Genomic DNA, 14,992 nt, shown 5'->3' on the forward strand with positions numbered 1-14,992 from the left:
AAATGCCCTGCTTCTCAGCAGGCAACAATTCGCGATTGGCCAGCCTCTAATTCCTGCCTTTTTACAGTCCACATTCTCACTGGCATCGTCATCGATTAGACTCCCTGAGATCGCATTGATGGAGGAACGGATTCACTCCATCCAGAATGAGTCTTGGCGGGACAGGATTTGAGGCCATCGTGGAAAATTCGACAGTCGCGGGATCGAGAGACACCACCAACGAAACTGCAGCCACCCGGCCAATCTCCCCGCAGCGGCAGGCCTGGTTGAAAAACGTTCGGACTGTCGTTGTCAAAGTGGGAACAAATGTCCTGTCGGACGCAAATGACCAATTGGACGACGAACGGATCGCCAAACTGGCCAATCAATTGCACGGGTTAGTCGCTTCAGGCCGAAAGGTTGTGTTGGTTTCCAGTGGGGCGATTGGCGCTGGGATGGGACTTCTTGGCTTAAAAACCCGCCCCAAGGATTTGCCACATCTCCAGGCGGCAGCGGCCACTGGTCAGGCGCACCTGATTGAAACATATGACCGGCATTTCCGGCGATTTGGTTTTCATGCCGCTCAATTGCTGCTCACAGCGAATGATTTCAAAAACCGGTCGCGATATCTGAATGTTCGGAACACGCTGCTCACCTTGGCAGAGTACCGGACGATTCCGATCGTCAACGAAAATGACACCGTCAGTACGCAGGAAATTAAGCTGGGAGACAATGACCGCCTGGCTGCCATGGTCGCAAATCTGATTCCAGCGGATCTGCTGATCGTGCTCTCCGTGGTGGACGGCTTGCTCACTGGTGACCCCTCGTTGAGTGAAAGCCAGCGAATTCCGATTGTGCCTCGGTTTGATGAAGAGTTGCTGTCTCTCGTAGGAGCCAGCAAAAGCTCGCGAGGCACTGGCGGAATGAGAAGTAAACTGGAATCGGTACGTACAGCCACCGCCGTCGGAACACATGTGGTGATTGCCCACGGCAAGCAGGATGGTGTCATCGACTCCATTATTGCTGGCGAGGATCTCGGGACATTCTTCGTGGCTGAACAGCAGGCTGTTCCCGCCTGGAAACGCTGGATAGGCTTCACAATGCTACCCAAAGGTCAACTGCGTCTGGACGCCGGGGCACGGAATGCTGTCGAACATCTCGGCCGGTCGCTTCTGGCGATTGGTGTGGTCGATGTCGTGGGAGACTTCCAGAAAGGAGAAGTTGTCTCATTATTGGATGCTGATGGCGAAGAATTTGCCCGCGGCCTTGTCAATTATGATGCCCATGCGGCTCGGGCTGTTGCGGGGAAAAAGCGGGAGGAGATGGCCAAGATCCTCGGCGAAATCCCTTACGATGAAGTGATCCACCGCGATAATCTGGTCGTGACGGCGATTCCTCAAGGGAATTCTGGCCCTCAAGTCTAAATCTTCCGGTTCTAACGATCACACTCATGGATCTATTGCGAGGTATTTACCGCTAACGCCGCTATTGTCGCATCATTTTTTCAGAAATTGATTGCCGAGTGTTGAAGGTAACCTAGGGTTGCATCGATCGCTCGCTTTTCAGCGAAGGCGGTGATCATGTTTTGCATCGGTTTCAACACCCTCTGGCGGTGGAAACAAACATCGTTCTCTGGAATCGTTTGTTCCACCAGCCAGGTGTTGAAAAATAAGTCCATGCCGCAAGAACGGGTGTTCTCAACAGCAATTGCAGGAAATCATTCAATTCCTCAAATGTACATTGGGATCGCACTGATCGATTTTTGTGTCCGTAAGGTCAACAGAACATCGCTGGCAGCCTTGAAGAGTGGGCGTTCAAACCCCTGAGGACATTGAATCATGTGGGAAACGATTTGGGATCACTTCTACTTCTATCAATCGTACGCGCATGACCGTTGGCGACATTTGACACCACTGGAGTATGGCATCACATTGGCCATCGTCGGCACGATTGGCTGGTGGCTGATGCGGTTCAAAAAAAGATAACTCGAGCTGAAACTTACTTCCCGAGTTTAGCCGCATGAGCAGCGCGCAGTTCCTGCCGCTGTCCCCAAAGATAAAACAGAATCCCCAGCAGGATGCCCAGTCCGGTGGCAGAAAGCACAGCAGCCGGGCTATGTGGGAATGTTGAGTTCTCAGTGGCAGCCTGAGTTGTAAAAACCAGCCCGATGAGGCTGATGGCCAGACCAAGAGCATCGCTGAAAATCTCGGTCAGGCTGATATGCAGCCGTGTTAGTACCACGAGTTTGCCAATCACCAGTTGCAGACCAAAGCTTACCACTCCGGTTATCATGAGTGCAAAAGCCACCCAGTGCAGGGCCGGATGAGCAATGAGTTCTGCCAGCTCATAGATGGGATTCAGGATACCCTGAGTCATTTGTTTTGCTTCGGGGCTGGCATCAACCGTTTTGCTGAGTTCATCAATTTTTGTTTCGCCCTGCTCTAACAACGTCCCGGCTTTTTGCTTGAGAGTCTCTTCGTTAGGGGCAGACTCGTTAGGGACAGGCGGCGTTTTTTCGTCGGTCACTGCCGGGGGATTCGTGGCATCGCTGGTTGATGGCGCAGGCGTTTCTTGTGACCAGCAGGTCATGGCTGGCATGCTGAAAAACAGCAAGAACAACGCGATCATTGCAAAATAACGCTCAATGACAGTACCGCCTGAGGATTGAAACGTGTTCATCGCGAAGTTCCTGGTGAGGTGCCGAGTAAGAAAACCACCTTATCTCAAATTTGCTCAGCCTGCCATTTGACTTTTTCTGAATGGCGGAAGCTGCTGGCGATGAGTCATCTCCGGTTGGTCACATCACGGTGGGTCGTATCCACCAGGATTCCAGGGATGACATCGCGTGATTCGATGAAGCCCCTTCAAAGTACCAACCAGCGGGCCATACTTACGAACGGCAAGAATAAAATAGTTGCTGCATGACGGATGAAAGCGGCACACCGGGCCAATCAGTGGGCTGAGCGTCCATTGATAGATCCAGACGGCAATGACCAGCACACTACCCAACAGGAACGAGCTTCCTTTTCGCAATAAATGAAGCACAAGCCCAAGACCTTGCGGTGACTTCGCGGGAACATTCCTGCCGGCTTGGCCTGGTATGGCATTGCTGGGCCTGGCCTGGCCTGGCTCTGGCGGCAACTCCTCACTCAAGGCTTTTCTCCTTCCGAGCAGTTATGTTGGCTTGCTGCTCAGAAGCCCGAGTGAAAGGCGCGCCAACAGGAAGACGGCGATCAAGTTTGACAGCCAATCGTTTCAAAGATTGTATCGCAGCCTTGAGAGTCAATTCTGCTTTTGAAATCGGCACAATGATGAGATCAAGCCCCGATGGCAATTCGTGGGCACAATGCCGGAATGCTTCTCGCAAGAGTCGCTTTTCTCGATTGCGAATAACGGCAGGCCCTCGTTTGCGGGAGACACTCAGGCCAATTCGGGTCGCACCTTCTCCCGTGGTTGCCGCTTTGCCTGAACCTTCCAACAAAAGACCATCAGGCTGTGTCGACTGTGCCTGCCGTTTGGCAAAAACAAGCAATTCGCCGTCGGCGGCTTTCTGTTTGAGTCGATAAACGGACTCAAACTCTGTGGATTTTCGGAGATGTTGGAATTTCTGGAATCGCGCCATGTCAGATTCTTAATGGACTCGCAAATAACGACATTACCATAGATTTAACGCGGTAGATTTAACGCGGTGCTCAGATTCAGATATCGACAGACAGATTTCCACAGTGAGGCGCAAGACAGTGAGTCGCAATGCCGTGAGCTGCAAAACAGAACCGCCAGAAATGCATCCCGTTTCAGAGAGCCTCTCGACGTTCCTCACGGTCTCGGGTATCGTCTGAAAACTTCCGTTCATTATATCATTTCTCACTCGTCACTCCGCCGCTGTTTGTGATAATTCACAGCGGTAAAACCGGAAAGTCATGGATTCCCTATGATTTGTATTTCCGTCACTCCCGAATCACGCCAGTTGGCCAAGGTTGATATTCTCAATGCGGCCCGCCAGTCTGATCTCGTGGAACTTTGCCTGGATCGATTGCTGAAAGAACCCGACGTTAAAGAACTGATCGATTCTTCCAAAAAACCGATTCTGGTTTCCTGCCGGCGGGTGGAAGACGGAGGGAGCTGGAAGGGAACTGAGGACGAACGCATCCAATTACTGAGGCAGGCCATTCTGGCAGGGCCAGCATATGTCGAACTGGACGAAGAGACGGCCAAAAAGATTCCCCGGTTTGGCAAAGTGCAGCGAGTCATCAGTTACTCCAGCATGAACCGCCCGCTCCACGATCTGGAAGAGGCTTTTGATCATGCGAGCCTGTTGCAGGCCGACGTGATCAAATTCACCTGGCCAACAGACTTACTGGAAGCGGCCTGGCCTTTACTCTCGGCTGTCAGTCAGCGACGTGCCCTTCCCGTGGTCGGACTGGGGTTGGGAAAATCGGGTCTGACGTTTTCTCTGCTGGGCCGAAAGTATGGTTCGCCATGGATCTATGCCGCTTTGGAAAAAGGGATGGAAGCCTTTCCCGGCCAGCCCACTGTGAGTGAACTCGATGACGTTTACCGCTGGCGGCAGATCGGCCCCAAGACCCGTTTCATTGGAGTCGTCGGTTTCGCCTTGAGTGAAACCATCCTGTGCAAAATTCTTAACGCGGGTTTTGACAGTTTGGAACTGAATACCCGGTGCCTTCCCATCGAATTCAAGTCGGCCGAACCGCTTCCTAAAATGCTTGACATTCTCAAAATCCCTGGAGTCATCGCGACGAACTATGCGAGCCGCCGGGTTTTCCCCATCGCCAATTCCCACGATGAGATTTCGTCCGTCGCGAAAGCCGCTGATCTCTACATTAAACGCCCCGAAGGCTGGGGAAGTCATAGCCTGATCTGGAAGACAGCACTGCGACTGCTCGAAGAAACCATGGGGAAAACCAGCCCCGAGGATCGACCGCTGGATCGTAAGAACGTGCTGGTCGTGGGCAAAGGAGGACTGGCGGCCTCGCTCGCAGTTGGTATCAAGAAGAGGAATGGCCTTGTCAGTATCTGTTCAGCCGACGACAACGAAGGCCAGCAAATTGCCACAGCAGCCGATGCCCGCTTTGTCCCACTGGGGAAGCTATACGACACTCTCGCTGATGTGTTGGTGGTCACTTCGGAAAATCTGGATCAGGGAAGCCGCAAGACGGTGATCAGCCCCACCATCATTCGGCCTGGAATGACGATTCTGGATTTGAGCAGCATGCCCGCAGATTCTCCACTGATCGATGAAGCTCGCTCGCGCGGCGCCAAGATCGTCGAGCCAACAGAGGTTTTTGCTGACTACGCGACAAACTTCTTCCGTTCCATCACCGGCCAGGAATTACCACCTGAAGCGTTTGCTCAGGGGCTACAGGATTAATAGCAACAAACCCCTTCCACACTTTTACGCTTCCAAATCCCGGCATTAGCCCTCGGAAATGAATCCCAGGGCCATGAATATCTCATGACTATTGCGTAAAGAGCCAACTGCGATTGGGCGGGCGCGGGGGGGCAACCGGTCGCCGCTGGGGGGCAGCCATCGTATATCCTGCCGGCTGAACCATGCCTGGCATCACATAGGCCGATGGGCCAGTTGGTGCCAGGGGAACTGAATCGTAGTTCCCTTGATTGAACGGCAGATTGGGCGGTGCAGATCCTTCCAGAAGATCTCGCCCTTGCGGGTGAGCATTGGGAGTCGCAGGCGCACGTTGCAGGGGAGGACTTCCCCAACCAGAGGGAGCAGGAAGCTCCGAAGAGCCTCCATGAGCTGAAGGTGAGGGTGATGAATTCGGTTGTTGCTGCGGTTGTGATAACGCCTCAGGACTGGTTCCAGGCGGCATTCCTTGAGGCGGTGCAGCCTGAGGCGAGGCCATCAGAGGAAGCGGTAACTGGCCGGGAACATAGGGCATGGGAATCGGTGTAAGAGTCGATTCCGTCATCACACCGTCGTACATCATCGCCTCAGGACAAGGGCCACCCGGCGGGCAACCTCCTCCTCGATGATGAGCGCGGCTTCGCTCATGATGGCGGACACGACTCAGATCAGAATCTCGAGCGGCTTCCCAACCCACTGGCAGGCGTCCGCCGGGATTGTAAGCCCATTGCGTCATTGCAACCCGCGTTGTCGACAGAGGGAGGTGATCGCGCTGCTCGCACCATAAGGCCATCTGACGGTACGAATTCCAGTCGAATGTTCCGCTATGAATGGAATGATGCTTATAGATCGAGCAACCAGACTGACTGAGAAGCAGACACGCCACGACCGCCGGCATGGTTGGCGCCAGGACTCGAAGCAAACGAGTGGCAATGATGGGCGGCAGGCACAACACGTGAGTGTCTCTCTGAAATTCGACAGCACAACGAGAGTGGTCCGACCACTCTGTCCTGACAGGTTGTTGAGTTTGTCCGCAGGCTGGTTGGCCTGCTCACCACTCTTTTCTGAACCTGTCAAATCAGAATGGAAGCTCCACGAGCAATCCTGTGAATTCAAACTTCGACTCGGTACAGCCCATTTCTCCGGAAGATCAATGGCAACCGCAACAACTGGTACAATCGGAAAAGTCACTCAATGCATTGCCAAAGCTTAAAATCAGGGTTGAACAGGTTGTAAAGTCCGACATCGGAGGACGTTACTACGCATGGAACCCCAAGATAAAGCCGTGACACGGCACTCAAGCAAAATGAAGCGGAACCTGATCGGTCGCAGTGGCTTCTGAGCGACCAGGAATGACGTCTCCCTGGCTCACATTGAGTAAACCATGTCGTCACATTGACGCCACAACGAACAAATATCTCAGCGAAAATACGAGAGACCAGAAATATGGAAGCTCGGGAGTATTGTCGTAAGTGACTTTAATTTAAGGGATTGTGACTAAATGCGATGACAACTGTCCTACCATTCTTTTAAGGTTGGCATCATATTCCCTAGATAACGCTTAAGCAGCGGCCGTTTCTGCCGATTAGGCAGGCGGTTGCAGTGATTTTTTCCGGGTGGAGAAGACCCACCTGCGGATCAGAGTTTTACTGCCGGGAGCAAAAGTGATGAAGAAGTTCTATGGGTGGAACAGTCGCTCCCTATGGGTCACGGGACTGGCCTGTCTGGGACTAGCGTTTTCAACAAACCTCGCGGTCGCTCAAAGGGGCGAACGCAGTGATAAGGGGGGGAATCGTCCCTCTGCCCCTTCGTCGCGACCATCAGCACCGCGAGCCTCTGCGCCGCGCCCATCAGCACCTCGACCATCAGCGCCACAGCCTCGACAATCAGCACCGGCTCCAAGGCCTTCGGCTCCTGCCCAAAGGCCTTCAGCTCCTGCAATGCGCCCTCAGGCACCTGCAGCACGCCCTCAGACTCCTTCACGGCCAGAAGCCTCACGCGCCGCGCCTCCAAGTCGACAGGCTCCACCAGATATGAGGCCCTCGCTCGCACCTCGTTCCAATGATGCTGATCGAGGATCAATCAGCAACCGGATGCAGGCACCCACGGCCCCACAGGTTCCACCTCGTCGTGATGGAGCAACGCCTGCTAACCCCCGGCCCAATCTGCCTCGAAACAATCCCGCGCCGGGGGGGAACTCGCCAACGCTTAGAGGCCCAACAACAACTCCTCCCGCAACCGGAAGAACGCCAGCACCCACACTCCGTGGGCCAACAACAGGTAACCCTGCCATACCCGGTACACCCGGCAATCCCCCCAATCTGGGAGGCCGGCTTCCTGGCCAGCCTGATGCCAACCGCCCTGAACGGGGTAATACTCCCCGAGATAACAACACACCAGCGGAAGGCCCACGTGTCAATCTTCCCGGGCGCGACGGGAATCCTGTACGTGATGGCAATCCGGCCCGTGATGGCAACCGGCCCGGCATGACTCCTCCAGACACAAATCGTCCGGGGATTGATACCGGACGAGGAAATCGCCCCGAGGGAGCCCGCCCTGACGGAAATCGCCCAAATACTGATCGTCCGGGGGCCAACAACGGTGGTCGCCCTTTAACACCGGGAATTGGTGGTCAAACTCCTGACAATGATGGTGGCCCACGAGTGCGCCCTCGTCCTGGGTTAGATCGACGCCCCGAAGCCAATCAGCCAGGTCGTGATGGCGCACCACGCATCACACCTGAAAACAAAGAGGGAAGTAGCGACAATCGTCCACCACGCGATCCCGCAATGCGTCCCGATCGTTCGGAAGGCGTCGGCACTCCTGATCGCGATGGGCGACCTCGTGTCGATCTGCCCGGCGACCGGGGCCCACGCCCCGGCCGTGACGGAGATCGTCCTGGCAATGACGGAGATCGTCCCGGTATGGGAGACCGCCCCGGCAGAGAAACTAACCCTGCTGACGGAAACCGCCCTGGCCGTGACAGTAATCCTCCGAATGAAAACCGCCCTGGTCGTGAAGAGGGTGCCGGTCGAGATGATCGTCCCGGCCGTGATAATCGCCCCGAAGACGGAAACCGTCCGGGACGTGACATGACCCCTGATCGCAATAACGGTGATCGTGGCCCAGGGCGTGATGGTAACAACCGTGGCCCTGAGAACCGCGACAACGACCAAAGAAGCGATCGTGGCAACAATGGACGAGACGGAAACCGGTTCATGGAACTGGGGAACAATCCTCGCAACCCTTTGAAAGCCCGTACGGAAGACGTGGAACGTCAGCTTCGTGATCTCAATCGTGATGTTCAACGAGTTTCTCGTGATCAGAACGAAATCGAACGAGCGATTGGTCGTGGTCAGGTGGTTCCCGTGCGAATCGGGGCCAACGGGGCCTTGGGACGTGGAAACGACCGGGTTGACTGGAGTCGTATCCAAACTCGCGAACAATTGCGTGATCTGAACAACTCAGCCGACCTGGCCCGATTTTTTGGCCGTAATGACGCCCGGGATTTTCAGTCCTTCCGAATTGATCGTGTCAGCGGCCGTTTTCAGGATCGCCTGGATAACAATCGCTTCGATAATAACTTCCGAACCTTCGGATTCTATGACCGTCACAACGTCGGACGTCAGTTCGATCTCTATCGCCGAGGTGATGTGGCTCGTCAGTTGAGATTTTCCAGCCTTCTAATGGATCGCGGCGGCTGGAGAAATCGATATTACGGGCCAATTTCTCCCCTCTATTCACGAGTCAGCTTTAGTGGCTGGTATGCAGGCCCAAGATTCTATCCTCGTTACACATGGTTCCCCTTCTGGAGTCCCTGGGTTCGCTGGTCGTGGTGGAATACAGTGCCCATTGTCTATGACCCACGCCCTGTGTTCGTCCGCCCGATTTACTATGAACCAGCTCCTGTCTGGACAAATGTCTGGCAATATCCTCAGTATCAGCAGCTTCCTGTCGTCTCATCGGGGACATGGGTGGATCTGCCTCAGACGGCCGCAGTAACAGAAGGAGTCGATATCCAGTTGATTGCGGTACGATTTGTGGATTCGGGTCATACCGAACAGCAGATGGGCCCTCGCTATCGTGTCTGGTTAAAGAATAACTCGCAAGCCCCTGTCACTCAGACCTTCAATCTGGTCATGCTGGCAGGTAACGATGATCAGCCCAACGCATCATTGCCGCAGGCTGGTGTGGTGGTGGGGTCGATGGAACCTGGCCAGATCACTTCAGTTGATCTCCGCTTGCCCATCGAAGCCAATCAGCTCTTTGTGAACAACGAAGGGCGCAAGGAACCTTTTGTTAAACTCCACCTGATTGCTGATTCCGAACGGGTTCTTAATGACACTAACCCCGAAAATAATGTGGCGGTCGTTGATCGTGGAGAAATTCTCCCCGTAGACCCCGCAGCATTTTCACTGGATACCTCAGTCGCTGGCCCGGGAACCATGATCTCTCTGGCGGGCGAAGGTTTGGGGCCAGAACCAGGACGTGTCGTGATTACCGTCAATGGCAAAGAATATGACCCCGAAATTTACGGGTGGTATGATCTCGGGATTCAATTCAAGATTCCCGACAACATCCCAGTCAGCGGAACGACCGATGCCCAGGTTGTCATTATTCGAGGTGATGGAGCAGTTGCTAATCCGCTGGATCTGCAACTGGCACCAGGCAATAACATCGGCCCAGCCATTGGCTGGACAGCACAGGACGGTGTTTAGAAATCAAACGGCATAATACAAATGCCATTCTCTAAATCGCTATAGCACAAGAGGGGGATCTGCTAACAACAGATCCCCCTCTTTTCGTTAATGGCAGACGTTCTTCTATCAGATAGGAACCAGCCCCTATTTGTGCTGCGAGAGTGAGGTGGGTATGACCATGCGTCACATGACGCTTTCCGGTCTCACGAAAATTTCACCTGGAGAGCTTTGGCCATTCGTTTGACCTCACTCAGTCCGCGTGCTCGTTTTAATTTTTGTAATCTGATGGCTTCCCTTCCTCAGCCTGATTCACGTAGGCTGTCCGGTATTCACCATAGTTGAGGGAAATTCTCCCATAGGCTCAGTGGTCTGGTTTCAAACGGTTTAGCCCCGTTGATGGTCGAATTTGTCACTAAGGATGTTGACGCAATGTTGCCACAGGACTGCTTTTTGCCGATTTCCAGAACAGTTGATTGGCACTTCCGCCGGTTCTCGGGTCTTTTCGTTGTTCTGGCCAGTTTAGTATGTCTGCAGGGATGCTCACAGAAGCCTCAAGAGACGGCTCCCCTGATCCGCCCTGTCAAAACGCTGATCATTAGTGCTGGTGCCGACGTAAGAACCAGAACGTTCCCTGGCAAAGTGGAAGCGTCACGGCGTGTGGAATTAGCGTTTCAGGTTTCTGGATTGCTCGTCGACTTTCCGGTCAAAGAAGGCCAGCGGGTTGCCAAAGGTGATCTGATTGGCCAGGTTCGCCAGGACGAATTCAAAGCACGAGTCGCCACTCTGCAAAGTCAGTTGGATCAGGCACGCGTTGGCCTGACAGCTCTCATGCAGGGCGAACGGGCAGAAGAACGCCTCCGCCGGGAAGCCCAGGTGCGGGCGGCTGAAGCAAGGCTGTCCAAAACCCGTACCGAACACGACCGAAATTCACGGCTTGTCACTACCAATGTTGTTACACGCGCCCAGTACGAAGTCTCTGAAGCGGCCTACCGTGTCGCTCAGGAAGAACTTCAGGCCGCCCAACAGCTTGTCGCGCTGGGAACCATTGGTCGCGAAGAAGATATTCAATCTCAGGAAGCTCAAATTCGCGGCTTGGAGGCCCAGCTTGTCGAAGCCAATCTGAACCTTCAAGACAGCACGCTGAAAGCTCCTTATGACGGCGTGATTGCCCAGCGTTTTGTGGAACAAGGTCAGAATGTTCGTGCGAAAGAGCCAATTGTCCGCTTTCAGGATGTTGAAGAAATTGAGATTCTGGTCGATGTACCGGAAACAGTGATGGTGGCCGATATCACACGGGCCGACATTGTTTCTTTGACGGCCAACATCAGTGGTGCCCCTGGAGTCGCTTTTCCCGTGAGGATTCGAGAAATCGCACAGGTTGCTGACCCAACGACACAAACATTCAATGTCCGTGTGGGGATGCAGTCCCCTGAAGGATTGCAGGTTCTTCCCGGTATGACAGCCACTGTACTCGCGACATATCGCCGTGCTGAAATCCTGGGCAAAAGCCCCTTGCTTGTTCCCGTAACAGCGATCAGCAAATCTGAAGATGGACGACAGATCGTGTGGGTTATCGATGAAAACTCGAAAGCCCAACCGAAAGAAATCAAACTGGGTTCTGCCATCGGCAATGAGGTGGAAGTGGCCGAAGGATTATCCCCCGGTGACCGAATCGCAGTCGCTGGCGTCACCTTTCTGCGTGAAGGCATGGCGGTTCGCGATTTAGCCGATGGGCTGAGTTCAGCAGCATTGCCGAGCGAAGGGAGCACACGATGAACATCGGTGAATTCTCTGTTCGTAATAATCGTGTGCTGTTTGTTTCGATGTTTTTCATTCTTCTCGGAGGCATTTTGGCCTATGAGCGGCTTGGAAGACTTGAAGATCCTGAATTCACAATAAAAGAAGCGTTGATTATCACTCCCTACCCCGGTGCCAGTGCCGAGGAAGTGGCGAAAGAAGTCACAAACCCCATTGAAGCAGCTTGCCAGCAACTGGGGCAGTTACTTCGTGTCGAGTCAGAGTCCGTACGTGGCCGCTCGGTTGTTACGGCGGTGATTCAGGATCGTTATGACCGCTTCTCGATCCCCCAGGTCTGGGACGAACTGCGCCGAAAGATCAACGATGTCCAGGGACAGCTTCCACCATCGGTTCGTGGGCGAACACTCGTCGTGGACGACTTTGGCGACGTTTATGGCATCTTTATGGCGATTTCTGGAGAAGGTTTTACCCAGCCAGAACTCCGTCGGTATGCCGAGTTCTTACGCCGCGAATTGCTGACAGTCTCTGGCGTCAAGAAAGTGGATCTCTTCAGCCCTCAGCAGGAAGTGGTCTTTCTAGAAATTTCCCGTCAGCGGCTTTCTCAACTCGGGATCAATGAGCAGGAAATCTACCGCCTGTTGCAGTCGAAGAATATCGCAGCTGATGGCGGGCGGATTCGTGTGGGCGAAGAGCACTTGGCGATCGACCCCGAAGGGGCACTGAATTCTGCCGAAGAGATGCTCGACATTGTCATCAGTTCAGACAGTTCTGGTCGCCAGCTTCGTCTGCGAGATGTCGCAACCATTCAACGAGGATACGAAGATCCTCCCCGAAGATTACTGCGCTACGATGGCCAACCGGCTGTGGGGATTGGCATTTCCACCGTTCAAGGCGGAAACGTCGTGACCATGGGTGATGGAGTTCGCGCTAAGCTAGCCACTCTCAAAAGTGATCAACCGCTCGGTATGGAAATTGATGATATCAATTTCCAGCCCGAGGCTGTCACGATTGCCACGAATGATTTCATCTTTAACCTGGGCAAAGCCGTCGCAATTGTTTTTGTGGTGCTGCTCTTTGCTATGGGACGCAAGACCGGCCTGATCATTGGCGCGGTTCTGTTTCTCACCATCATGGCCACTTTCCTGGTGATGTACCTGGTCGGCGGGTTGCTGATGGAGCGTATTTCGCTGGGAGCGTTGATTATTGCGCTCTGCATGCTGACAGATAACGCGATTATTGTGATCGAAGGGATCAAGGTTCGCATTGAAGGGGGCGACGACAAGCTCAAGGCGGTGCGTGAGGTTGTTTCCCAAAATCAGTGGCCGCTGTTTGGTGCCACGGCCATTGGTGTGATTGCCTTTGCCGCGATTGGTCTTTCAGAAGATTCCACAGGCGAATACTGCAATTCACTGTTCTGGGTGATTCTGATTTCGCTCAGCCTCAGTTGGGTGTCGTCGATTACGATTACTCCTCTGCTCAGCTATTTGTCGTTTTCACCTTTGCCCAAAACGACTCAGGCTAACGGCACTGAAAAAGCAGCCGATCCTTATGGCGGCGTGTTCTTTCAGTCATACCGGCGACTACTGGAGTTTTGCCTGCGGTTTCGATGGGGAGTTGTCGTTGCCTCCATTCTCGGATTCATCATTTCGCTCTATGCCTTCCGGCATGTTGACCAGAGCTTCTTCCCCCCTGCCACCCGACCGCAGTTCATGGTGGATTGCTTCCTCCCCTCAGGGACACACATTCTTGAGTCTGAGGCATTTGCCGAGGAAGTCGAAAATTATGTCCAAAAACTTCCTTCGGTGAAGCATGTGACGTCATTCATCGGCGGCGGTGGATTGCGATTTCTTCTGGTCTATAGCCCTGAACGGGAAAATCGTGCCTTTGTCCAGTTCCTGGTGGATGTTGACGATGCCACACAGATCGCGGGATTGATTACCACGATTCAGAATCATCTCGACCAGAATTACCCCAATGCCAACACGATTGCGAAAAAGTTCTTGTTAGGTCCAGGGGCGGGCGGGCGTATTCAGGCTCGATTTGATGGGCCGGATGCTGCCAAACTCCGTGAACTTTCTGATCAGGCCGTGAAAATCCTGCGGGATGACTCCAATACACTGTGCGTAAGGACAAACTGGCGTGAACGGGAACTGGTGCTCCGCCCTGCCATTTTTGAACAGCAGGCACGACGCAATGGGATTACTCGTGTCGAAGTGGCCGAAGCATTGCAATCAGGATTTGAAGGACGTGTTGTCGGCTTCTATCGAGAGCCGGGAGGGAGTGGTCGAGGGATCTTCCCGCAGGAAACACGTCTGTTGCCGATTATTGCGCGTCCTCCATTGAATGAGCGCAGCGATGTTGATGCCATTCAAAGCATGCAGATCTGGAGTCCTTTGGCAGGTCGGATGATTCCTTTGAGTCAGGTGGTTTCAGGAACGGCTCTGGAATGGGAAGACCCGATCATTCATCGGAGAAACCGGCGCGAAACGGTGACGGTTCATGCCGATCCCCGAACCGGCCTACCGAGCCAACTCTTTGAGAGAGTTCGGAATCAAATTGAATCCATTCCTCTACCGCCGGGTTACACGATGACCTGGGGTGGAGAGTACGAAGATTCCAGTAACGCGCGTGCCGCGTTGGTTCAGCCTTTGCCGATGGCACTGGTCATCATGGTTTTCATTGTGGTCTGCCTGTTCAATTCAATCCGTCAGACACTCCTTGTATGGATGATCGTGCCGCTGGCACTCATTGGGGTCACGGCAGGCTTACTGATTACGGGCCAGCCCTTTGGGTTCATGGCTCTACTGGGTGTGCTCAGTCTGGGTGGTGAGCAGATCAAAAACTCGATTGTGGTGCTCAGTCGTATTCAAACGGCGAGAGAAGAAGGTAAGACTCCGTATGCGGCTATTCTCGATGCCGGAGTCAGCAAACTTCGCCCAGTGCTCATGGTGGCCATCACAACGGTGCTCGGAATGATCCCGCTTTCCAAGGATCCCTTCTTTGCGGCTATGGCAGCCTGCATCATGTTTGGACTCTCTTTTGCCTGTGTACTGACCATGCTGGTGATGCCCGTGATCTATGCGATCCTTTACGGAATTCACAAGGATGATCACCCCTCTCCTGCCGGAACGAACTAAGGCAGGTTTTGGCCTATTGTTATGCTGGAAACCAG

Annotated in this window: 11 protein-coding genes; 6 read left to right on the top strand and 5 right to left on the bottom strand. The window is 53.8% G+C overall.

Annotated features, from left to right (window positions below; genetic code table 11):
- Positions 1–242 precede the first annotated feature (242 nt).
- A complete protein-coding gene (proB, locus tag SH287x_RS09475) occupies positions 243–1,403 on the top strand; it encodes a glutamate 5-kinase (protein WP_479518690.1) in 1,161 nt (386 codons plus the stop codon).
- Between the two features lie 414 nt (positions 1,404–1,817).
- A complete protein-coding gene (locus SH287x_RS09480) occupies positions 1,818–1,964 on the top strand; it encodes a hypothetical protein (protein ID WP_479518467.1) in 147 nt (48 codons plus the stop codon).
- Positions 1,965–1,977: 13 nt separating this feature from the next.
- On the opposite strand, the gene SH287x_RS09485 is transcribed toward SH287x_RS09480, so the two are convergent.
- The 3 genes from SH287x_RS09485 to rnpA form a co-directional block, all read right to left on the bottom strand.
- The gene (locus tag SH287x_RS09485; protein ID WP_479518468.1) at positions 1,978–2,658 is read right to left on the bottom strand and encodes a hypothetical protein; all 681 of its coding nucleotides are present in this window, start codon (positions 2,656–2,658) and stop codon (positions 1,978–1,980) included.
- 123 nt (positions 2,659–2,781) lie between these two features.
- Positions 2,782–3,132, bottom strand: coding sequence for a membrane protein insertion efficiency factor YidD (gene yidD / locus SH287x_RS09490; protein WP_479518469.1), 351 nt, complete (start codon positions 3,130–3,132; stop codon positions 2,782–2,784).
- Positions 3,125–3,601: a ribonuclease P protein component gene (gene rnpA, locus SH287x_RS09495; RefSeq protein WP_479518470.1), complete on the bottom strand. Its 477-nt coding sequence runs from the start codon at positions 3,599–3,601 to the stop codon at positions 3,125–3,127. The genes yidD and rnpA overlap by 8 nt, the downstream gene beginning before the upstream one ends.
- 309 nt (positions 3,602–3,910) lie before the next feature.
- Between rnpA and SH287x_RS09500 the strand changes: the two genes are divergently transcribed.
- The gene (locus SH287x_RS09500; protein ID WP_479518471.1) at positions 3,911–5,368 is read left to right on the top strand and encodes a type I 3-dehydroquinate dehydratase; all 1,458 of its coding nucleotides are present in this window, start codon (positions 3,911–3,913) and stop codon (positions 5,366–5,368) included.
- An 88-nt stretch (positions 5,369–5,456) separates the two neighbouring features.
- Here the strand turns inward: SH287x_RS09500 and SH287x_RS09505 are convergent, their stop codons facing one another.
- Both SH287x_RS09505 and SH287x_RS09510 read right to left on the bottom strand, forming a co-directional pair.
- On the bottom strand, positions 5,457–6,317 hold the full coding sequence (locus SH287x_RS09505) for a hypothetical protein (protein WP_479518472.1): 861 nt from the start codon (positions 6,315–6,317) through the stop codon (positions 5,457–5,459).
- Positions 6,318–7,069: 752 nt separating this feature from the next.
- Positions 7,070–7,327, bottom strand: a complete 258-nt coding sequence (locus SH287x_RS09510; RefSeq protein WP_479518473.1) for a hypothetical protein — start codon at positions 7,325–7,327, stop codon at positions 7,070–7,072.
- 68 nt (positions 7,328–7,395) lie between these two features.
- On the opposite strand from SH287x_RS09510, the gene SH287x_RS09515 reads away from it, so the two are divergent.
- From SH287x_RS09515 to SH287x_RS09525, 3 genes are all read left to right on the top strand, one after another.
- Entirely contained in the window at positions 7,396–10,080 is a 2,685-nt protein-coding gene (locus SH287x_RS09515) for a hypothetical protein (RefSeq protein WP_479518474.1), read from the top strand.
- Between the two features lie 411 nt (positions 10,081–10,491).
- Positions 10,492–11,838 (top strand): efflux RND transporter periplasmic adaptor subunit, encoded by a 1,347-nt coding sequence (locus SH287x_RS09520; protein WP_479518475.1) that lies wholly within the window; start codon positions 10,492–10,494, stop codon positions 11,836–11,838.
- Positions 11,835–14,957 carry an efflux RND transporter permease subunit gene (locus SH287x_RS09525; protein ID WP_479518476.1) on the top strand — a complete coding sequence of 1,041 codons (3,123 nt, stop codon included), beginning with the start codon at positions 11,835–11,837 and terminating at the stop codon, positions 14,955–14,957. The genes SH287x_RS09520 and SH287x_RS09525 overlap by 4 nt, the downstream gene beginning before the upstream one ends.
- Positions 14,958–14,992 lie beyond the last annotated feature (35 nt).

The organism is Planctopirus sp. SH287 (assembly GCF_056500625.1).

Bases quoted from the DNA above. Each gene is read 5' to 3' on its own strand.
- SH287x_RS09480 (WP_479518467.1), top strand. From the start codon at position 1,818: ATGTGGGAAACGATTTGGGATCACTTCTACTTCTATCAATCGTACGCG.
- SH287x_RS09485 (WP_479518468.1), bottom strand. From the start codon at position 2,658: ATGAACACGTTTCAATCCTCAGGCGGTACTGTCATTGAGCGTTATTTT.
- rnpA (WP_479518470.1), bottom strand. From the start codon at position 3,601: ATGGCGCGATTCCAGAAATTCCAACATCTCCGAAAATCCACAGAGTTT.
- SH287x_RS09500 (WP_479518471.1), top strand. From the start codon at position 3,911: ATGATTTGTATTTCCGTCACTCCCGAATCACGCCAGTTGGCCAAGGTT.
- SH287x_RS09515 (WP_479518474.1), top strand. From the start codon at position 7,396: ATGAGGCCCTCGCTCGCACCTCGTTCCAATGATGCTGATCGAGGATCA.
- SH287x_RS09520 (WP_479518475.1), top strand. From the start codon at position 10,492: ATGTTGCCACAGGACTGCTTTTTGCCGATTTCCAGAACAGTTGATTGG.
- SH287x_RS09525 (WP_479518476.1), top strand. From the start codon at position 11,835: ATGAACATCGGTGAATTCTCTGTTCGTAATAATCGTGTGCTGTTTGTT.